Source organism: Roseivirga sp. BDSF3-8 (assembly GCF_041449215.1).
In the GTDB taxonomy this organism is placed as follows: Bacteria; Bacteroidota; Bacteroidia; order Cytophagales; family Cyclobacteriaceae; genus JBGNFV01.
This window is the reverse complement of record NZ_JBGNFV010000001.1, coordinates 3,073,906-3,095,118: the sequence shown is the minus strand read 5'-3', so window position 1 is coordinate 3,095,118 and position 21,213 is coordinate 3,073,906. Positions and strand designations below refer to the sequence as shown.

Here is a 21,213-nt window from a genome sequence, read left to right as displayed (position 1 = left end):
AAAACTCAATATCCGTAATATTATGGTGCCGTGGCATCCCCCACATTACGGGTATTTATATAATAGATGCGAGAGGTTATGCTATTCCATAAATAAAAAGCGCCGGTATTTAAAAAAATACCGGCGCTCCATGCGAATGTAATTTACAATGTATGGTTCAAATCAATCTATTCTTCAGTGCGATCTCAATGGCATCTGCCTTACAGTTCACGTTTAGCTTATAATATATATTCTTAATATGGCTCTTCACCGTCTCCCGGTGCACAAACAGGTCATCCGCTACCACAGAGTAGCTTTTTCCCTTAGCCAGCAAGCTCAACACCTCCGTTTCACGAGGCGTAAGCGGGCTGTCGTGGTTTTTCTGAAAAGATTCCACCACCATACGGGCAATGTTGCTGCTCATAGGAGCCCCCCCATTTTGCGTTTCCCTGATGGCCTCCAGCAGCCTCGCGTGATCGGCGCTTTTGGTCATATACCCACTGGCCCCGGCACATAAGGCCCTAAATACCAAATCACTATTCTCATGCACCGTAATCACGATGATATTCACCTCCGGCCGTATACGCTTTAATTTCTCTATCGCCTCCACCCCGTGCATACCCGGCAGTTCCAGGTCCATCAGCACCACATCCGGTTCGTCAAGGGACACACGTTTCAGCGCCGCTTCCGCATTACCATAGGCACCCGTTACCCTGAGGTTCTCCTCCCCTTTTATCAAAAAAGAAAAGCCTTCCCGGACGATCTCATTATCTTCTACTATTACTACATTTATCATTAGACACAGTGGTATTACTATAAATACATTCCGTATTTATATTTATTTCAATAGATAAATATTCATTATATCGTATTGACCGGCAATACGACTATTACAGACAGACCCTCTTTATCCTGAGACAAGTAACTAAGCTTTCCCCCCACCCTTTCCGCTCTTTTTTTCATATTTTCCAATCCCCTTACATGACCTTTACTATTATACATCAGGCCACAGCCATTATCCTTTATCTCCATCGTCACCTCTTTTCCTTCGTACCGTACCCCCATAGTAACCACGGCAGCCCCGCTATGCTTCATCGCATTCGTCATTGCCTCCTTTGCTATCATGATCACCTGCCTGTTCGCCCCCGCAGGCAGCTTCACATTGTCCAGTTCGCCATTTTCCGGGATGTCCGAGCGAAACTCTATCGGACTGTTCTCAAATAGCTCCTCACCAAAGTCCTTTATGTAGAGAATCATCTCATTTACACGCTCGCTTTCCGGCTCTATGGACCATATAAAATCCCGTCCCCCAAGGTACAGTGACCGCGAGAGCTGTTCCAGCTTTCCTATAATACCCGCCGCCTCCTTATTATCTGTAAAGCGCGCACTCAGCATCTGCACCAGCACCGATATACTCGCAAAGTGATTCCCTATCTCATCGTGAAAGTCCCGCGCCAGTTCCTTGCGCAGGCGGGTCATCTCTGTCGCTTTTACCTTCTCCACCAGCAGCGCCTTTTCCAGCTTTACCCGTACACGGTTATCAGATATCAGCTTGATAATGAGTAATGCAGCCAGAACCATCAACAGCATAAACCACCAGCGCCCCCAGATGGGCGGCTCTATCACAAACGAGTAGGCCAGTGCCTTACCCAGTCGTCCGGCCCCCTCATCCATAGCCTCCACATGCAGCGTATACTCCCCTGGTGGCAGATTAGCATACATCGCCTGCCCCCTCTCCACCGGCGGCGACCACACCTCCTCCAGCCCCTCCAGCCGGTAGCGGTAGCGCAGCCGCTCCGGAGCCAGAAAGGTACTTCCCCCGAAATCAAACACCAGGTGGTTTTGATCATAGGAGAAAACCGGACCTACAGGCACATTATGCCAGCTATCTACAGAATCTGCAAATTCCGCCCAGTCCGGAACCTCATAAAATAGGCGAACCGCATTAAGCGCCAGGGCCGGCTCCGGCATATCCGGACGGTCCTTTGCAGGATCATACAGCGCCACCCCCCGCACATTGCCAAACCATATGCGCCCCAGGCTATCCTCCATCACCGCATTGCGGTTTGCCTCCACCCCTTTAAAGCCTTCACTGCGGCCATAGTTCCGCACATCACTCAGCAGTCCCCCGCTTGTAAATGTCAGCCGGTCCACCCCCCGCTCCGTACCCAGGTACAGGTATTGATCTGCCGCTATCACACTATAGATCAGATTAGAAGTAAGCCCCGAGGAAGTAGTCAGGTAAAAGCCCTCTGCCTTGTCAGGGTTTAGTACATACAGTCCGGCATTATAGACATTACAGTACAGCCGGTCACCCGGCCCTTTAAAAATCCCCAGCACAGCTTTACCCTCCATCAGTTCCGCTCCCGGCACACGATGGAAAGTTTCTCCGTCAAAGTACCGCAGCCCGCCGCCAAAGCCCACCAGCACCCCATCCTTATACGGCATCAGGCCCCACACTACACGCAGCGGCTCACCTTCAGGCTGTAACAAGTCAAAGCCATCCTCACCCTGCCTTATCAGCCCTTCGCCGCTTCCTATCCATAGCCTGCCCTCTTCGTCCAGCCTACCTATCGTCAGGTAGTTATCCTGCAGGCCATTGTCCTTATTATAGAAGCGGATCCCCCCACGGCCATAGTGAATCAGCCCGCCGCCACGGCTCAGCACCCACATGCCCCCGGTTGTGTCCGGCAGTAGCGTAGAAATGTAAACCCCCTCCAGGGGCAGATCCTCTTTAGGCCGTATCTGCTCACCGTCAAACGTAAATAGCCCCCTGCTTGTACCTATCCACAAGCTCTCCGGACCCTGCGCCAGCGCCATTACCACCTCATGGCTCAGGCCCTGGGCCTCACCAAAGTGCGTAAACCGCTCCCCCCTGAACAGAAACACCCCCGCCCCGTCTGTCGCTATCCATAAGTTGCCCTCACGGTCATTGAAAAAGCACGTTACCGGCAAGTCCGTCAGTCCCGATTTCTTATTAATATGCTCCCAGGCTCCTGTACTATAGCGCCACAAGCCCGCCATCGTACCCGCCCACAACTCACCCGCAGGAGATACATGCACCGAAGTGATCCTTTCCCTGAGTCCCAGGTACTGCCACTGCTCTTCACTATAGCGGTATACCCCGCCATTAGTACCCAGGTACATACCCCCCTCGTGCGCTATAATATCCGCCACATAGTGCCCACCGGGCACACGCGCCACAAGGCTGAACCGGTCATTCTCCAGCCGGTACACATTACCATCGCGGCGGCTCATCAGCAGGTACCCTTCACCCGACAGCCTCACTGTCGTCAGCGAGTCCGGCGTACCCGCCACCTGCTTCATATGCCTTCCGTCAGCCGTGAGCTTATACATCCCCCCCTTCAGGTAGGCCGCATACAGCACACCTGCCTTGTCCAGGCACATCCCGGTTAGAATCTTAGGCGCCGGGGTACTATCAGCTACAGGTATCTCCGTAAAGCGGTCCCCGTCATACCGGCTAATCAACCCGTTTTCCGCGCTCACATACATTGTTCGCGTCAGGCTGTCAAAAGCCAGGTGTTCCAGCGAGTTATTTGGCAGCCCCTCCTCCCGCCTCAGTACCTCCATCTTTTGCCCATCAAAGCGACACAGCCCCCCACCCGTAGTACCAAACCACATCCTGCCCGAGGCATCCTGCGCCATACCCTTTACCTGAGACTGGCTCAAGCCCTTATCTATTGAGTACTGCGCAAAGTCATACGCCTGCCCCTGCACCAGCAAAGGCAGCGAAATCGCCATCATAGCTATACACGTCTGAAGGAAATATTTCATGGGGTACAATGTCCAATACGCCATACACACAGCAGAATCAAATATGCGGCAGAAAACGCTCGCCCGAAATCCCCCTCTTTTGGTGATTTCGACGAACGCCCTTATTCCCTACCTTTGGCTAAAACCCATTCAACCCGCTGCCTTCCGGTGCCCTGTTTCCTTAGTAGCATCCTCTTCATACACTTTCCTGCACCGGAAGGTATTTTCACCATTAAGACACCCTGGCACCGGCTTTCCTTTATATAGCGCCCCCATTCCTACAGCCGTATGGGAGACCCTGCTCTGTACCAGCTACCTCCATGAATAAAAAGAAAGAGGCTGTCTCAAAAGACAGCCTCTTTTTTTTTGGAGTTGGCCATAAAAAAAGCGAGGGCATTACTACCCCCGCTTTCCAAGATGTGATATCTTGAGTTGTGTCAATAAGCGAAAAGATAGTTTTTAAAGACTACAACCCCAAGCAAATTATGCTTTTACCTCCGAGCCTGGAGGAGTTAATAGAGGCAGACCATCCAGTTCGGGTGGTCAACGAAGTGGTCGATCGTCTTGATATTGCCCCTCTATTGACTGGTTATAAGCCTGGCGGTACATCAGTATATCATCCAAGGATGCTGCTTAAAATATTGATTTACGGGTATATGAGTAATATCTACTCTACCCGCAAGTTGGAGGCAGCTATTGGTCAAAACGTTCACTTCATGTGGTTGGCAGGTATGAACAAGCCTGACCATAACACTATTGCCCGTTTTCGATGCGATCGGTTGAAAGATAGCCTGAAGGTGATCTTTGCTCAGATTGTAATGTTCTTAGTTGATGAGGGCCTACTGGACTTAAAGACAGTTTACACCGACGGCACCAAGATAGAAGCCCAGGCTAATCGCTACACGTTTGTGTGGGGCAGGTCTATTAAGACCAATACCGAAAAGATAAGCCAACAGCTTGAAGAGTTGTGGGACTATACCCAGCGGGTGGCAGAAGACGAGTTATATCAGGAAAAGCCTGATTTTAGCAAAATCGATGCTCGAAAGGTTAGTGATACTATTGATAGGATTGACCAGGCACTCACGGGCAAGAAGATAGCAAAAGGGAAGAGGCAGAAGCTTACCTATGCACGAAAAAACTGGCCTGGGAAGCTGGCTGAATACCAGCAGAAGCAAGCTATACTGGGACAACGAAACAGCTATTCAAAGACTGACCACGATGCAACCTTTATGATGATGAAGGAAGACCATATGCGAAATGGACAGCTCAAGCCGGGCTATAACCTTCAGATCAGCACCTCCAATCAATACTTGGTAAACTACACGATCCATCAAAATCCTACCGACACCCTAACGTTACAACCCCATCTTAAGAACTATCAGCAGTTATATAACACCCTGCCTGACACTATATGCGCTGATGCAGGATATGGTAGCGAAGAGAACTATGACTATCTGAAAGATAAAGTAGAGAAGGCCTATGTAAAGTATAATTACTTCCATAAGGAGCAAACCAGAAAATGGAAGCAAGACATATCTAAATCTCAGAACCTGCATTACAACGAAGAGCAGGATAAGGTCTATTGCCCGGCAGGCCAGCCAATGGATCATATAGGAAAGCGAAAAACAAAAACTAAGTCGGGTTATGAACAAACTTATGCACAATATCAGGCCAGAAACTGCCTGGAGTGTCCATTAAGGAGCGGTTGTTTTAAAGCAAAAGGCAACCGGATAGTTGAGATCAATCATAACCTTAGAACTCACAAGCAAAAAGTGCGGGATATGCTTATGAGTGACCAGGGAATAGCTCATCGCAAGCAGCGACCGGCAGATGTAGAAACTGTGTTCGCAGCCATCAAACACAACCGGGGCTTCCGCAGATTTATGATGCGGGGAACAGAGAAAGTCGAAATAGAAGCCGGACTACTGGCTATTGCACATAACCTGCTCAAAAAGGCTTCATAGAGAGCCTGTTTTCTTCGCCAAAAGAAAACAGATCATCAATAGCATTTACAGCAGATGAGCCTGGAAAGAAAAAAGTAAAGGCTGCCTCAACACTTTTGAGACAGCCTCTTTCTTTTTATTCAAAATGTAAATTTGTATTTGGTAAACTACCGCGAGGTGGTACCGGGTCGCGTTCGACCGGGTCGCGCCTGACCGGGTCGTGCCTGACCGGGTCGCGTCCGACTTCGCTATGCAGAGTGTTTGAAGTAATTCTCCAATTATTATTTGGTGTGAAAAAGGCCTTTCTACTTTTGAGACAGCCTATCATCTATGTGCTATATACTGCTTAGCCTAGCGACCCCGGTTTATCCGGAAGCGGCCACTACCCAGGGAGTGCACCGTGTAATGCGTGCGCGTATCATCGCCCGGGTGTGAGAACGTTCTGAAGTTACCCGGCGACTCAAAGTCACCGAAGCTTAGACCGGCAGAGCTTATCATGCCCTCGTCCAGCTCTATGTATTCTCCATGGTCGCCCGTTTTGGCATTCGCCTTATGGCTTTCCCATGTATTATGTAGTCTGTCGTATTGATCGTTATGTTTGTCCATAATTAATTCTCCTTTTTAAAAAAACAGTGACGCAGGCAAATGGTTTTTCATTTATTTTACGCCATTAAAGATAAAAGCACCTCGTTTATGCCCATAGCCAAAGACGTACTCAGAGTAGGTAAGTATTACGGGATCAGGAACTTCAGCGACGAGCACCGCTTCGAGGTACTCGAAATCCAGGCCGATGGTGACGTGCTCGCCAAAGACCTCGACACCCTTGAGAAGTTCACCCTAAACGAGCTCATGCAGTACGGCCGCGCCGAGAATTACGATATGTGGGAGATAAGAAAGGACTAGTTTAGCCTGTCCGCCCGGCTGCATTATCAACACATTGATTTTAACCAAAAGCGACCAGCTTTCTTTTAGGCAGCCCATCTGCTCAGTCGGCCGGATCGGTCCTTATTAACCGCACCTCATAGTGTTTTTATCTGCTTTATATCATCCCTGACTCTATAATGGTAAGTTGCCGGCAAGGTATATCATATCTTATCGTATAATTCTATGTCAGTTCCCCTAGGGCCGTCGTATTTGTAGCCCAATAAAGCGAAAGCAACCCTGAGTGCCGTAGGCACACAGCCCCCTCCCTTATTTCCGGCTTCTGCAATCCCCATTTGAATACGGCCCGTGTTGCCCGCTTTTTTTGAATCAAAAGGGCATTAGCGTATCTTAGGTAGTAACTAATACTAAATAATGATACCTATGAAGAAAAACGTAGAACTAAAGTCTCTCACTATTAAGAGTTTCGTCACAAACCTAAAGGAGATCAAGGGCGGATATGATACAGAAAGCGGTTGCTACTATCCTACCTACGACAATGTAAACTGTCATGACTCCTGTGCTGAAGGCTGCCCTTGTTATACCGAAACCTGTGAATAACAGCCCACTATCTTTTAAGTAAGACTCCACGCAACAACCAGCCAGGTACACAGGTGTACCCGGCTGGTTGTTTTTATACCCGCTTACACTACTTACAGGCAGTTTACATTTTTGCTAGGTTGAACCTCGCTTAATCTCCGTAGCTATTGTGCAAAAAGGAAAAAAATGGCTATTCCTAAAGACAGTATACTTAGCCATGCACGGTTGTCGCTACTGGTTTTAGGGAAGTGCAGACGCAAATCCCCCTTGGGGGCACTCGTGCCAGTCAGGAGCAATAGGTAGCTAAACGCTTGTTTTAGCCCAAGCGGGCGCTTTAATTAATTTGAATGCCTGCCTTCCAATCGGGCTCCTCACTCCTCCCCCTGCGCCTCCATAAACTCCAGTATCTCATCATACCGTTTATTCCACGGCCACACATATTGAGTCACCATAGGAATATGCTTCTTGTCAATGATGATGGGAGTAATACCGGGCTGATGAGGCTTTAGCTCTTTCAGAAAACGCTCGTTTGCCGTTTTTATCGAATTATACGTTTTACTCCCCAGGTAGATCATGAATGGAGGGGAGGCCGCATCCACATAGTTAATAGGCGAAGCCTCTTCCCATACCTCCGGGTACTTCGTCCACGTGGTAAGGTAATGCTCATTGGTCGTGGGCGGATTATTCGTCAGGTAGTGGTGCATGTCCAGCCCTGCCGCATCGTTCAGAATAATGCCCGCTATATCATCCGGATCGATGTCGTAATCAGGATTAGTAGCCACCAAAGCCACCAAGTGTCCCCCGGCCGAGTGTCCGGTAAGGTATACCCGCTGCGGATCACCCTTATACTTCCCAATGCTATCCAGTGTCCACCTCACCGCCTCCGCTATCTGCTGTGCCATCTCCTCATAGCTGGCATCCGGGCTCAGAGTATAGCCTGGTATCACCGTCACCACGTCCTTCCTGGCAAAGTTTCGGCCCAGGATATTATAGGTCTCCTTATTGCCGCTGTTCCAGTTGCCGCCGTGCACGAATAGTAAGACAGGCGCCTTTCCTTCCTCTATTTTCTTAGGCACAAATACATTCAGCGTCGGCCTCTCCCCATTCTCAACCCCACCGGTCAGGTAGTCAATATCCTTGTATTTCCTGGATGAGAGGCAGCCCGTCAAACACAGCATTGCCACTAACCCAATGAAAAGATGGTGTCTGCTCATTTAGTAATTTTTGCCTGATAACAGGGGGTAATGTAGAAAGTTTTGTCACCCGGATACAGTAGACCCTCATTGGCTTTTGTATGCCAGCGTAAGCACTGAATTACCCGGTATAGTTTGGGACAAGTGTGTTAATAAGAGGTGCTTAGATGGCTCTACAAATCCACTTACGCGGTGACACCGAGAGAACTTATCCATTATTCAGCATGTGTCTCATCTCTTCCTCAGATGACCTTTGAGTAATACCCTCATTAATATCATCCATGGCCTTCCTGATCTTAATATTGCGGATGATCTGATTAGGCTCATCTTCTGGTATCGCCCAAAAGCCGGCTTTAAGTGAAGAAAGACCAAACCCTTCGATAGCAGTCAGTAAAGATCTGGATAAGTCATTCATTCCTGAATTATCGAGCTCTATCACGTGATCTTCGTGCATATCAGCAACCAGCAACGCGATTTCAAGACTCAGCGAATGCTTAAGCATAGGAATCAGATACCCGGTATTCACTCCGAACATATCTAACATCCTGGCAAAATCAGAAATAGAGGGTATGGAAGAGATCGCATTAATTATAGTCGGCATCTGTGACACGCTTTCATAAAGTGTCTCCGGCTCGTTAAGCATCTCGCCGGCCTCCATATCACTTTCATCATCAGGGCTGTTCCCGCCCACTATGAGCTGATAGACTTCCATGCTCTGTCTCAACGCCTTATTCAACCGGCTGTTATAGGCTTCATGTTCATAAAGGTAGCTTTCACCCAACTCAGCAACGGTATCCTCTACCTCCTCAAATAGACTTCCATCGGTAAGCATTTGACTCATCATATCCATGCGGGCCTGAAAGCCCTTATCCAGCAAAGAGTTTATACCCTCCGAAACACCTAAGGAACTCACGCGGTCTTTGACTATTTGAGTAAAAGATGCCGCTTTACCAGAGAGCACCCCGTCATTAACCTTATCGAGGGCGAGAAGCAGAAAAGAGGTAAATGTCGTATGAGAGAGGTTCATCGCTTTAATTAAAAATCGGGCTAAACTTGGTTCAAGATCTGATTTGATAAGAGATTAGGGGGGATTTATCTTTCTTTTTCATTTACCTAGCGATCATCGTAATGACCGTAGCATGAAATGATGCAAATACCTTCCGCCAGGTAACTATATATCAGCCGGTGCTTTTCTGTGATCCGCCTGCTATAGAATTCAGAAGGGTTACCCCGTAGTCGTTCAGGCTTGCCTTTGCCCTGCAGGGGACTATCCGAATACTTATCGATATCCAATAGCAACTCCAGCACCTTGGCACCCAGCTTCCTGTTTTCCTGTAGCAGTTTCTCCAAGCCAGGCTTACTCTCCCTCGTCCAGTAAGTTTTCATAAACCTGATCGATGCTTAGGAAAGCAGCTCTTTGAGGCTTTGGAAAGAAACTTCTTTAAGGCTGCCTATTTGGCTTGCCTCATAAGCAGCTACCCGTATTTTAATATTACGGATGGTCTGCACATGATCATGATAGGGCAACTGCCAGAAGCCCTGCGTGTGGGCTTCCAAACCAAAATCTTCTATAGAAAGAAACAGCTGGCGCGAAAGCTCCTTCAGCTCCGCCGGGCTAAGGAAAAGCTCACCTGCTCTGTGAAGTTCTGCAAGTATTAATCCGGTTTCAAATGCAAGCGATGATCGTAACAGGGAAATAATAGAGGTACTACCAAACCCAAACGTCTTAAGAATTAGTTCCAGGTCGGCAAGTGAAGGAAGGGTATCGACTTTGCCGGGATGCACCGGTACCGGCATATAGTCGGACATAGGCTCTTTTACCACGGTACCGCTTTCACCTTCTGTTTCTAAGCCTGCAATGAACCTGTATACCGTCATGCATTCGGGAAGAGCCTTATTAAGATCGGGCCCCAGAGAGGCGGCCGGCTTATCGAATCGCTGATAGAGCCTTTCTATGCCTTCAGGTAGCCGGTCTGTAATCTCATTTTCTGAAAACAAGTTCAGGATGAGCAGCCTCATCTGGAAGGCATCTTCCTGCAATGAGGCTAAAGCACGCTCTACCCCATCGGATTGAACCCGCTGCTTAATCAGGCCGATAAAAGCTGCCATCTTATGCTGTACCAGCGGGTTGCTAATCTGGTCCTTATCCAGTGCATAGAGGATAAAGGCGGAGAAAGTGGTATTGGCGAGGTTCATGCCCAAAATAAGCACAATCCCTCTAAAATAAATAGCTTTACTAAGATATTTAGGCATTAAGCTGACGCCCAAGCCATAAGCCTGCGCCGGCCAAAAGGAGGCCACCCGCTACGCTGCCAGCAAGGTAGAGCAGCCCTAGCATAGAGAGGTCTTTTTCAAAAAGCCCGAAGCCTTCTGCCGAGAAAGTAGAAAAGGTAGTAAAACTGCCGCAGAAGCCGACAGCCAGAAAGAGGCGCCAGCGCTCAGACAGGAACTGGCTTCCCGCCAGGCCAATAAGAAAGCCCAGTAGCAGGCAACCGAGCATATTTACCGTAAAGGTGCCCCAGGGGTAAACGGACTGTGTCCACCGGCTAAGCCAAATAGTACAGAGGTGCCGGCTAATACTGCCCAGAAACCCACCAAGGCCGATAATGATAATTTGCTGCCAAGCCATGGCAGCAAATTAAGCAAAATAAGGGGAAAGCTATACGTACAGGTTAGCCTGTGCTCTGTGGCGCTTCTGCTGTAGTCTGCGCTCGATCTCACGTACCGGTGGCGCATCCTTTTTAAACAGCAACCAAAATAAACCACCGATAAAAGCAAAAGAACCGGCGATAAGGACAAAAAATAGCAAAAATTGCATTACCAAATCCATAGTTCAAAAAAGTTTGGTAGATAAAAAAATGTTACATCCTTCACCTAACGCATAGATCAGCGTGAAGGTTTCGTTTATATAATATATGCTTTTGCCGGAAAATTATCAAGAGAATCTGACAATGATAGGTCAAGGGCTTCTATAAATTATTATAATAACCTATTATACAGATACTTACATATCAACCAAAGACACCCATACAGGATTGATTTTTTACGCGCAGATTGCGGGAAAAGAAGGTTGTATGAATATCAAAATGTGGGAAAACTGACTAAAAAAACCTTCTCAGGAGCGTTTTTTCTTACCTGCATGGCGCTCCAGCGCCCGCACCACTTTAGCGTACTCAGTATATTCCTGCATGCTTACCCTTAGCTTCTTGCCTGAGATAAACACAGCCAGCAGTTCCTTATACTGCGTACCGCCGGTTTTTACCGTCTCCTCTTTCCAAAAGTCCACCTCCCGGTATTTTTCCTGCCAGTTGCCACCCGGCCTGAAGGGGTGCGTTACCACAAACCGGTCCTTGCGTACCTCCACTTTCTTATAGGAGAAGACCACCCGGGTGAGCAAGCCCAGCCCTGTAGGGGCCAGCAGCAGCACCAGCAGAAGGCGCCACGTTTCCATGCTATGGCCTGTAATAAGCGGAATGGCCAGATAAATAGCTGCAGTAAGCGTAAGGAGAATAAATACCCCCAGAGCGAAGAGGGTGGACGGTTTTGGGCGGCTAACTGTCATACAGGAGCAGTTTTACGAATTTTATGAATTATAGGGCAATTTTTTAAATTCTGGCGTAATTTAAGACCCTTTTACAGAGTTAAGTCAAACCGGCAGCATAAACCGTTGAATTCTGCTATCAACTTATACACTATGAAGCGAACTCTATCTATAGCGCTCAGGCTATTTCTGGTATTCATACTCCCTGTCCAGGCTTTTGCACAGGAAGCCTCTTCGGCTACGGAGATCATGAATGCCATTGACAAAAGAAAAACAATGGGTGAGAACAGCCTCCTGAAAAATTACCCCGTCCGTAGCATAGGACCGGTAGTACAGGGCGCACGTATCGTAGACCTTGCGGTAAACGAGGACAATCCCAGAGAATTTTATGTCGCCTTTGCCTCTGGCGGCGTATTTTACACAAAAAATAACGGCATCACCCTGGAGCCCGTCTTTGATAATGAGGGCGCCCTCACTATTGGTGACATCACCCTGGCGCCTTCCGACCCCAAGGTGCTGTACGTAGGTACCGGTGAGAACAACAGCTCGCGAAGCAGCTACGCCGGATCCGGTGTATACAAAACCACGGACGGCGGCAAGACCTGGGAGCACCTGGGGCTGGACGCCATACACCACACAGGGCGCATCATTGTGCACCCTGAAAACCCCGACGTGGCCTGGGTGGGCGCTATGGGGGCGCTGTACTCAACTAACTCTGAACGTGGCGTATACAAAACCACGGACGGCGGCAAGACCTGGGACAAAACCCTGTATGTAAACGACAGCACAGGCATCATAGACCTGATCATACACCCGGAAGACCCTGACAGGCTATGGGCCGCAAGCTGGGACCGTATTCGTTACGCCTGGGACTTCCGCGGCGAGGGCGAAGGCTCGGCCATATACTATAGTGAAGACGGCGGCGAGACCTGGACTGTGCAGATGGAGGGTATTCCCCATAATGAAAAAACAGGCCGCATAGGCCTGGATATAAGCCGCTCTAACCCGGACATCATCTACGCCATACTGGATAACCAGGGCACCATGGAACGGGAAGAGGATAAAGAGAAGCAGGGAGATGACCTGCGCATGGCTGACTTTAATGAGATGACCAGGGAGGAGTTTATGGATCTGGATACTACCAGGCTTAATAAATTCCTGAAAGACCAGGGCTTTCCTGAAAAATATGATGCCGCCAAGGTGCGCCAGGAGATCCGGGACGGAAAATATGAGATAAAGGCCCTGGCCGAGTACTTTGGCGATGCCAATGAGGCATTGTTCAATACAAGCATCATCGGTACAGAGATATACCGCAGCGAAGACGCAGGCAAAACCTGGAATAAGGTAAATGAGATGGACCTGCAGGGCGTATACTTTACCTATGGCTACTACTTCGGCGAGATCCGGGTAAACCCTACCAACCCGGAGCATATCTATATCATGGGCGTGCCTATGCTGGCCAGCCGTGATGGCGGTAAGAACTTTGCCCGGGCCGATACCATAGGCGATGTGCACAGCGACCACCACAGCATGTGGATAGACCCCAGTGACAGCGAACACGTAATACTCGGTAATGACGGTGGTCTGTACATGAGCTATGATGCCGGTGCCACCTGGGACCATATCAATAACACCTCAGTGGGCCAGTTCTATACCGTAAATGTGGATATGGAAAAGCCCTACAATGTGTACGGTGGCCTGCAGGATAATGGTACGCTGGTGGGCTCATCGGAGAGCGTGCCTAACGAAACCGAAAAGTGGGAGCGCATATTCGGCGGCGACGGTATGTATGTGGCCCCCGATCCGCGCAACCCCAGCGTAGTGTATGCTGGTTTCCAGTTCGGTAACTACTACCGTATAGACCGCGACAAGAATTCTTACACGTATATCTCGCCCAAACACGACATAGGCGAGCCCACCCTGCGCTACAACTGGCGCACACCCCTCATACTGAGCCCGCACAACCCCGAAATTGTGTACATAGGCGCGCAGAAGGTATACCGCTCGCTGGACCGTGGGGATAACTGGCAGGCCATATCAGGCGACCTGACGCGTGACCTGCCCCAGGGCAATGTGCCGCACAGCACCATCACCTCACTGGCCGAAAGCCCGCTGAGCTTCGGACTGATCTACGCCGGAACCGATGATGGCAAGCTGCAGGTGACGCGAAACGGCGGAGCGACCTGGACAGATGTAAGCAACGGCCTGCCGGATAACCTGTGGGTGAGCAGTGTATTCCCATCACCCCATGACGAGGCTACGGTATTTGCCACCCTCACCGGCTACCGCTACGACGACTTCCATGCCTACCTGTACAAGAGTACGGACTACGGCCGGAACTGGACGAGCGTAAAAGGCGACCTGCCGGAAGAGGCGATAAACGTACTGATACAGGATCCTGTAAACCCCGAGCTGCTATACACAGGCACCGATCTGGGTACCTACGTGAGCATGAATGGCGGCGATAACTGGCAGCACCTGGGCACCGTGCCTAACGTAGCCAGCTACGACATGATCGTACACCCCCGCGAAAACGAGTTGGTAATCGCTACTCATGGCCGTAGCATATACGTAATGGATGTAAAACCTCTCCAGCAGATAGCGGGTAAAGGCAAAGCGGTAGCGGTATACGCGCCCGCCATGTTCCGCCACTCCGAACGGTGGGGCGAACGTCAGTATGACTTTAGCTCACCCTTCCTGCCGGAACTGAACCTGCTGTACTATGCAGAAGAAGCGGGTACGGTTACGCTAGAGGTATTGAATGAGAACGGCACCGTACTGCGTGAGGAAGAAGTACAGGCTAATGCCGGATTTAACAGCTACAAGTGGAACCTGAAGGTGGAAGGAACGCCTAAGGGACGCCGCCGCAAAAAGGACAACGTAGATATGGTGTACGCCGGTAAAGGCAAATACACACTCCGCGTGAAAAAAGGTAGCGCTTCAGATAGTACCAAAGTAGAGATTAAGTAAGACACACATCCCTATTAAAAAAACGGGCCGCCCGCGTAATTGCAGGCGGCCCGTTTTGGTTTAATTGCACCACTGCCCGGCAATAGTTTATTTTTTGTCAGTACGAGGAGGCAACGTACCCAAATCCCAGCCGCCATGTAAAAGTGACCCGTCCGAAAAGACACGGTCATATTGTAAATAAAAAGCACTATCCAGATATGGTCCAAAGAAATCATCCTTGGTTCTGGATATAACGTTGAAACGCTTTCCATAATCCGGGTTTCCGTACAAATACCTCACCTGTCGGGCACTTCTCAATTCCAGATCTTTCTGTGCGTTACTTTGAAAGTCATAACCGGTTTTAATGTAATTTAATATACCCTTAGTCAATGCCATAAACCGGGTTTCGGAGCCTCTGGCCAAGACCAGGTTTGCCCCAATAGCAGCAGCCACCTCTGCCGCTTCTTCTGTTATCTGGCTCCTACTCTCCTGTTCTATTTTTTTAGATACTCCTTTTAGCTCCGATAGAAGCCTGTCTTTGAGTTTGTTCCCTTTATGATTGAGCCTGTAGGTAGTTCTAACCTTTTGCCAGAAGTTTTGAGTAATGAAGGGCTCGATGGATTTTACTACGCTAGCTCTGAACTTCTCCCTTCTGACAATCCGAAAAACCTCAAGTACGTAGGCCTCCAGTAGCCAGTCAGTTTCGGGTGCGGTATGAAAGGGATGAAAAAAAGGAGTATGTGGGAAATGTGGGCTTTCCAGGCATTTCTTGTCCGCCAGCCCTAAAAAACAGCGAATTCTGCCATCTTTTTCAGCCTTGAACAATAGGTGTTTTCTCAGGACCAAATCCTGTAAAGTATACCTGACACATTCTTTTAGCCTCGGAGGCTTCCCATTGATTATAGCAAGAACCTGGACCGGACTTAGTTTATGTAGTTTATCAAAGTCTGTCATCTAATCTCCTCCGCAGCCGATAGAATCACCATTACAGCCAAAGTCCCCGCCGCATCCAAATCCACCAAAATCAGGTTCACCATTACGAGCCCTCCTGCCTTCAGCTACTTTTCCGAGTGCGCCATCTACCTGTTTCATCAGGTTAGAATCCTCACCTAATGCAATCATCAGGTTAGCCCCTCTCTGAATAGTTAATGCTTTAATCTTATTATTAGAACGTAAATAATGATCTTCCACATATCCCCTTACTGCATGCTTTTCAGCGAGAATGGAAGCTTTGACCGAATGCCCGCGTGGGTTCAGACTAAAGTCACCGGTAACCTTATGGATGAAAGTCTTCTGAATATATGGCGCAAGGGCCTTATCTATTTCTCTCTTCACTAATCTATTCTTCCAGGTACGGCCCAGTTCATTAATAAAGGTCTTTACGGGCCATTCCAAATCAGGATCATTTTTAAAGTATTTGAGGATCATCCCCTCATACTCTCTTACATTTTCCGGAATACTCTGCTCATTCAAACTCAGGTATAACCTGTCAGGTGCGGCCTTTCGCATGAGCAATTTCTCACGTAAAATCAGGTCCTGCAGGGTAAATTTCAGATAGGTAACCGACTGCCTGTAGCCTTCAATCAGAAGGCTCAGCACCTCCGCAGGCCTTAGCGTACTCAGGTGGTCCGTCAGTAGCATAAGCAGAGGTATTAATTGAAATCCATGTTACTTAAAAAGCCATTCATAAAACCACTGGCCGCATTACCAACGGAATCGGCCATGCTACTTCCTATATCCCATACCATCTCCATAGCGACCTCCCCTGCCTTATCCTTTGCCATATCGCGCATATAATCCGAGGCCCCATAGGTCTCCCTATTTATCAATGATGATGCTGGTATAGCCAGGTTTGTTATAAAAGCATTGGCCCCCATTTTTGCCACCAGTGCTTTCTGCTCGTTGTGTGACAAATAAAGACGCATCTTATTTTCTATGTAGTCAAGCTCATTCCCGAGCCTTTTTTTAATGACCTTTCCTCTCCGGTTAAACCCGTCACTGAATATCCGGCTGCTAAAAAAGCCGGTTGCTCTATAGCGGATCAGTTCATGGTTCAGGCGTTCTACCCACTCACCTTTGTCCCCGTGTTGTTTGTATACCCCTCCCACCATGGTTTTTACATAGTATGCCACGTCGGGGTCTTTCTGCCAAAGACTGTAAAAGGGCTGCTCGTATGATTTAGGTGTCCACTGCTTGTAGTTTTCGCCAGTACAAATAACGTAAATGGATCTCACCTGTCCGTTTGGGTGGTTTTGTTCTTCCTGCTTTTGTACCTGCAGTACTTTCCTGAAGAGCAGGTCCATCATGGTAAGGAAAATAAGTTGCGGCACTTTCCAGTCAGTACCTTTTGTCAGGTACAGGACTTCTGCCGGTGGCAGGGAGGTGAAGTATTTTATTTTCATGGGGCTTGGCATTAATCTCCTCCGCAGCCTCCCCCACACCCGCTTCCGCAACCGGAGCAGCCACCTCCGTCACCGGCATCACCGGAACAGCCCCCGCCGCTGCTCCATCCTGAGGTCTCGGAGCAGCTTGCGTCGTAACAGGAGTTGAGGCTACTGTCGAAAACGGTATCATACACGATGGCGCCCAGGAATACATCCCCCATGGTGTAGGAGTCGGAGGTCTCATACATCCGTTCCCCGTGCTGTGACCTCATGGCACTTTCTACACGGCCCATGAGTTCGGTGTCTGTGCTAATGGCCACCATCAGGTTAGCACCGATGGCAGAGGAAAGCGCGGCGAGCTTTTCCGTTTCATCCTCGCCTGTTTCAGCCACCAGCTTTCTTACAGCTTCCAGCTCGCGGGTAAGCTCAGCGTGCAGGCGCTCGCCCTGCCGGTTTAGGGTATAGCCACCGGTAAGTTTCTGCCAGAAACTGCGCGTGATGTAGGGTGCAATAGCCTCGCGCACTTCTTTGCGAAGCGCATGATTTGGGCGGCCATTACGAACTACTTCCTTTATCATGTCTTTGAGAGGCCAGGCTATCTCTTCATCAGACGCATAAAGCTTAAGGAAGCGGTACTCCACCGGGGTGCAACTTTCTATCCTGGACCGGTCAGTAATTTCCACATAGTAAATGGGAACACCATCCTCTGAGCCTTCCGTGTACACATTCAGGTGATTGCGAAGCACCAGGTCCTGCAGGGTATACTTGACACATTCTTTGAATGCAGGCAACTGGCCGGAAGTGATAGCCAGCACCTCCGTGGGGCTCATTTTTTCAAGATTTTTCATGTTTTGAAAGGTTTCTTTATCAGGTAGTAGTCTGATCGCGCTATACGCAGCCAGTCTTTTTTCTCGTATTGCTTGCCGGGCTCAGGCCAGATATCCGCAGGCGATTCTTTCCGGAAGGTTTCTCTGTACAGGGCCAGGGTATTGGCATAAAGATTTTCATGCTTTTGCCCTTCCGCCTGTCCCCCTCTGGTAGGGCCATGGTGTATGTCCTGCTGCAGGGTATGCCGGCAGAAGTCTATCCAGTAGGAGCGGGTGTAGAGTAAGTGAAGGTGCCACACCTGGTCTACAGGGTCTGAGGGGGCGCAGGTACTTCCTGTATGGCAGATGAGGAATATGAAGCGCTTATACTCCAGCATGGCCCGGAGGGTATATTCTGCAGTCCATCCGTTTTCCTTTGCCAGCCTTGCCGAAAAGGGAAACGCGGCCCCCGCTTCATCCAGAGGAAAGCGCTTTACTTTCTGCCAAAAAGCCTGCTCTTTATCCGTCATGTCATTCAGAGTCTTTACAATGATAAGCCTTTCTGACCCTGACTTTTCCAGGAAAATAGGCGATAAGCTTAGTTTCCAGTATACTGATTTATACGATTAAAATGGAAGAGAAAATTGGTTAAGCGGTCAGGATTTTTATTTATCATCCTGTTTGCCACAGCGTTAACTATTCTTTTATGCAATGAAACTGGCTGAGCTGGTACAGGACCTGCCGGATAGAGACAACGGTAAGGGGCAATGACCCTTCGGAGGCTAATGTGGACCTATGGGGGACCAACCTGCCCGTGATACCAGACTCGGCTGTGTATGCATACGCATGGACAAGGAGTATAATGGAAATTCGGACATGCCTCAGTAATATACTGCAGGCCTGTGCCTGCGGCTGGTGATACCGGTAGAAGGGATTAATGATTGAATTTTATTTGGCAGGCTCATCTAGTCAATCAATATATATAAATCACATTGCTAAAATAAAAGCATTAAAAAAGCCAGCGATTAGGCTGGCCTCATAATTTCATAATGCTTATCTTATTGTAAGCATGGATTAGCTAGTGTAGTCTCTTCTAAGGTACAACCAAAACAGCCACACCTATTAGTTACTGATCCATCTGTGTTAGTAGTTGTAGATATCTGACAGCAGTTATTACCATAACATTGGTAAGCCTTAACTTCACAACTGCTTTCATTTTCTCCGCCTTTTTTGTGTTTGTAATACGAGAGCACCACGTTACTATCATACCCATCTAAAGTAACATATGGAATATTAACCTGAAGGACAAAGTCAGTTTCATAATATTGTATATCCACATAGTTTATGGTGAAATCCACAGCACGGCCAAAACGAGACTTAATAGGAACTCTTAATAGGTCTTTTAGATCACTCGCTTTTTCAGCGATTATACGCCCTGAGGGGAAGGCTATAGGCTCAGTGGGAAGGGTCTCTTCAACTACTTGTTGGGGATCATCCTGGCAGGAAAGTAGTGGCATAGCAAGCACCAGAGCCAGAATTAAGCTGGTTAGTTTCTTTTTCATTACATGTTTAGTTTCTTTCTTCCTGTTATCCTCTTTTAGGTTGTTTTCGGAATAACAAATTGAATTTAGTGAAAAATAGTCCATTATTCAAATTTCATTGAATTGATTGCATTAGTATATTGATTTTAAGGTAGATATCTGCGTTATTTCAATAGTCCTTGGCTTTTTGCGGCGCCAGAAACCTTCTCATTTATAACTTTTCGTTGTTTATCATTGACAATATCGGAATTAATTGCAGAAAATGCAAATAACGAATCTGACTCTACTCCAATTTTATTGGAGATGTAAGCACCAAAATTAGAATAAGAGGAAAACAGGCCTGTGGTATCCCATTCCGCTACCATAGATTTGGTATACATATCATGAATAAGAACTGAGTTAATTAATGGCGAAAGATATATATTAGGAGAACTGTCAGGTACCGGATCGGTAAATATATCTATTCTACTTTCATTACCCAATATAATATAATTGTGCGAGTTATTTACCACTGCTAATTCGCCATAAGAGTAACCGAAGTATACAAAAATATCACTTCCGGAGTTTAAATATAAGCCTTTAACTCTCGACTGGTGAAGTTCAATCCTTGAGATATAGGCAGTACTATCAATAGACATATTATCTATTATACAATACCTGAAATCAATACGATTAGCCGGCACATGTAATAGCTCCAGGTTGTGAATGTACAGGTACTCGAGCTCTATAGGAGGACCTTCGGGGAGTGAAATCTTAGGATATAGTTTACTGTACAACTTAAGACCGGTGAGCCTGCTCACTGGATGAGGATCTGTGAGCATAGCTGAAATATAATTATTGGCACTTACGCTGTCGATATTTGCCAATAGGGCTATTTGCTCTTCAAATAATGGGGCAGAGCGAAATAACCCCCTTTTACTATCCCAGTTTAAAGAAAACTCACGTTTTTGGGCGTAACTAGCTTCATACAGATTTGATACAGATTGAAGGGACACAAGTCTATTTTGCTCTTCTAGTTTTTCAATCTGGGTAATACCGATAAATATTTCAACAATCAGGGCGATAAGCCCACCGCCGGCAATAATCCGGAGCACGAGTTTACGAGCTAATAAAGCAGATAACAGGCCTTCCAGCTTATACCGGTTAATCTTTTCACCTCTCGGTTTATGAACCAAATCGTTAGCAATACCAGATAATGACCTCCTGATTGATGTTTCTCTCCTTTGGATTTGTGCCATCCAGGGAAAAGGTTTATTACACTCCTTACAATCTTCTTTGGTTAAGTCTGTGGGATTTCCGCATAAGGGGCATCGCATTTTCTCCATGTGCTGGCTACTTTCTTCCAAAAATAGATAAAAATATAACCAAATAAAGATTATTCTAAATTATTAGAGTAAAAAGATCATCACATCAGTACTTATTGCGGGAGTAGCTGATAGACTTTTTGTGACGAGTAAAAAAGGTGAATAGGTGAGCTAAATATTTGATGCAAAATACATACAATTTACTATCCTAGTGGGAATTACGTCTACTTAAGTAGGCACAGGCCTCTGCTACCGGTATAAAATTATTTCCGCAAGCCCTACAACCCCTTGTCCCACACCCTGAGAGATAAGATTTATCATAAAAAAAGCCCCTCACC

General features: G+C 47.8%; 21 protein-coding genes. 4 read left to right on the top strand and 17 right to left on the bottom strand.

Annotation, left to right across the window (positions count from 1 at the left end; translation table 11 throughout):
* Nucleotides 1-157 precede the first annotated feature (157 nt).
* Nucleotides 158-775 carry a response regulator gene (locus AB9P05_RS12885; RefSeq protein WP_371909236.1) on the bottom strand — a complete coding sequence of 206 codons (618 nt, stop codon included), beginning with the start codon at nt 773-775 and terminating at the stop codon, nt 158-160.
* Nucleotides 776-840: 65 nt separating this feature from the next.
* Complete coding sequence (locus AB9P05_RS12880; RefSeq protein ID WP_371909235.1) at nt 841-3,774, bottom strand: two-component regulator propeller domain-containing protein; 2,934 nt, start codon at nt 3,772-3,774, stop codon at nt 841-843.
* Nucleotides 3,775-4,193: 419 nt separating this feature from the next.
* Here AB9P05_RS12880 and AB9P05_RS12875 point away from each other — a divergent pair, with 419 nt between their 5' ends.
* The gene (locus AB9P05_RS12875) at nt 4,194-5,717 is read left to right on the top strand and encodes an IS1182 family transposase (RefSeq protein WP_371911331.1); all 1,524 of its coding nucleotides are present in this window, start codon (nt 4,194-4,196) and stop codon (nt 5,715-5,717) included.
* 330 nt (nt 5,718-6,047) lie between these two features.
* Here AB9P05_RS12875 and AB9P05_RS12870 read toward each other — a convergent pair whose 3' ends face one another.
* On the bottom strand, nt 6,048-6,302 hold the full coding sequence (locus AB9P05_RS12870) for a hypothetical protein (RefSeq protein ID WP_371909234.1): 255 nt from the start codon (nt 6,300-6,302) through the stop codon (nt 6,048-6,050).
* A gap of 39 nt (nt 6,303-6,341) precedes the next feature.
* On the opposite strand from AB9P05_RS12870, the gene AB9P05_RS12865 reads away from it, so the two are divergent.
* Complete coding sequence (locus AB9P05_RS12865) at nt 6,342-6,599, top strand: hypothetical protein (RefSeq protein ID WP_371909233.1); 258 nt, start codon at nt 6,342-6,344, stop codon at nt 6,597-6,599.
* A gap of 402 nt (nt 6,600-7,001) precedes the next feature.
* Nucleotides 7,002-7,178 (top strand): hypothetical protein, encoded by a 177-nt coding sequence (locus AB9P05_RS12860; protein WP_371909232.1) that lies wholly within the window; start codon nt 7,002-7,004, stop codon nt 7,176-7,178.
* A 350-nt stretch (nt 7,179-7,528) separates the two neighbouring features.
* Here AB9P05_RS12860 and AB9P05_RS12855 read toward each other — a convergent pair whose 3' ends face one another.
* From AB9P05_RS12855 to AB9P05_RS12825, 7 genes are all read right to left on the bottom strand, one after another.
* A complete protein-coding gene (locus AB9P05_RS12855; RefSeq protein WP_371909231.1) occupies nt 7,529-8,371 on the bottom strand; it encodes an alpha/beta hydrolase in 843 nt (280 codons plus the stop codon).
* Between the two features lie 187 nt (nt 8,372-8,558).
* Nucleotides 8,559-9,377 (bottom strand): hypothetical protein, encoded by an 819-nt coding sequence (locus AB9P05_RS12850; RefSeq protein ID WP_371909230.1) that lies wholly within the window; start codon nt 9,375-9,377, stop codon nt 8,559-8,561.
* 86 nt (nt 9,378-9,463) lie between these two features.
* Nucleotides 9,464-9,736 (bottom strand): Txe/YoeB family addiction module toxin, encoded by a 273-nt coding sequence (locus tag AB9P05_RS12845; RefSeq protein ID WP_371909229.1) that lies wholly within the window; start codon nt 9,734-9,736, stop codon nt 9,464-9,466.
* Between the two features lie 15 nt (nt 9,737-9,751).
* A complete protein-coding gene (locus AB9P05_RS12840) occupies nt 9,752-10,546 on the bottom strand; it encodes a hypothetical protein (RefSeq protein WP_371909228.1) in 795 nt (264 codons plus the stop codon).
* A 49-nt stretch (nt 10,547-10,595) separates the two neighbouring features.
* Entirely contained in the window at nt 10,596-10,979 is a 384-nt protein-coding gene (gene crcB, locus AB9P05_RS12835; RefSeq protein WP_371909227.1) for a fluoride efflux transporter CrcB, read from the bottom strand.
* A 30-nt stretch (nt 10,980-11,009) separates the two neighbouring features.
* Nucleotides 11,010-11,180 carry a hypothetical protein gene (locus tag AB9P05_RS12830; RefSeq protein WP_371909226.1) on the bottom strand — a complete coding sequence of 57 codons (171 nt, stop codon included), beginning with the start codon at nt 11,178-11,180 and terminating at the stop codon, nt 11,010-11,012.
* Between the two features lie 285 nt (nt 11,181-11,465).
* Nucleotides 11,466-11,912, bottom strand: a complete 447-nt coding sequence (locus AB9P05_RS12825; protein ID WP_371909225.1) for a hypothetical protein — start codon at nt 11,910-11,912, stop codon at nt 11,466-11,468.
* 132 nt (nt 11,913-12,044) lie between these two features.
* Here AB9P05_RS12825 and AB9P05_RS12820 point away from each other — a divergent pair, with 132 nt between their 5' ends.
* Nucleotides 12,045-14,861 carry a WD40/YVTN/BNR-like repeat-containing protein gene (locus AB9P05_RS12820; RefSeq protein WP_371909224.1) on the top strand — a complete coding sequence of 939 codons (2,817 nt, stop codon included), beginning with the start codon at nt 12,045-12,047 and terminating at the stop codon, nt 14,859-14,861.
* Nucleotides 14,862-14,948: 87 nt separating this feature from the next.
* Here AB9P05_RS12820 and AB9P05_RS12815 read toward each other — a convergent pair whose 3' ends face one another.
* The 7 genes from AB9P05_RS12815 to AB9P05_RS12785 all read right to left on the bottom strand — a co-directional run bounded on the left by AB9P05_RS12815 (nt 14,949) and on the right by AB9P05_RS12785 (nt 20,809).
* On the bottom strand, nt 14,949-15,665 hold the full coding sequence (locus AB9P05_RS12815; protein WP_371909223.1) for a hypothetical protein: 717 nt from the start codon (nt 15,663-15,665) through the stop codon (nt 14,949-14,951).
* A gap of 129 nt (nt 15,666-15,794) precedes the next feature.
* Nucleotides 15,795-16,481, bottom strand: a complete 687-nt coding sequence (locus AB9P05_RS12810; RefSeq protein ID WP_371909222.1) for a hypothetical protein — start codon at nt 16,479-16,481, stop codon at nt 15,795-15,797.
* Between the two features lie 11 nt (nt 16,482-16,492).
* Nucleotides 16,493-17,242 carry a hypothetical protein gene (locus tag AB9P05_RS12805; RefSeq protein ID WP_371909221.1) on the bottom strand — a complete coding sequence of 250 codons (750 nt, stop codon included), beginning with the start codon at nt 17,240-17,242 and terminating at the stop codon, nt 16,493-16,495.
* Between the two features lie 11 nt (nt 17,243-17,253).
* Nucleotides 17,254-18,072: a hypothetical protein gene (locus tag AB9P05_RS12800; protein ID WP_371909220.1), complete on the bottom strand. Its 819-nt coding sequence runs from the start codon at nt 18,070-18,072 to the stop codon at nt 17,254-17,256.
* A complete protein-coding gene (locus AB9P05_RS12795; RefSeq protein WP_371909219.1) occupies nt 18,069-18,560 on the bottom strand; it encodes a hypothetical protein in 492 nt (163 codons plus the stop codon). The genes AB9P05_RS12800 and AB9P05_RS12795 overlap by 4 nt, the downstream gene beginning before the upstream one ends.
* Before the next feature lie 528 nt (nt 18,561-19,088).
* The gene (locus AB9P05_RS12790) at nt 19,089-19,592 is read right to left on the bottom strand and encodes a hypothetical protein (RefSeq protein WP_371909218.1); all 504 of its coding nucleotides are present in this window, start codon (nt 19,590-19,592) and stop codon (nt 19,089-19,091) included.
* A gap of 143 nt (nt 19,593-19,735) precedes the next feature.
* Nucleotides 19,736-20,809, bottom strand: coding sequence for a hypothetical protein (locus tag AB9P05_RS12785; RefSeq protein ID WP_371909217.1), 1,074 nt, complete (start codon nt 20,807-20,809; stop codon nt 19,736-19,738).
* Nucleotides 20,810-21,213: the final 404 nt, after the last annotated feature.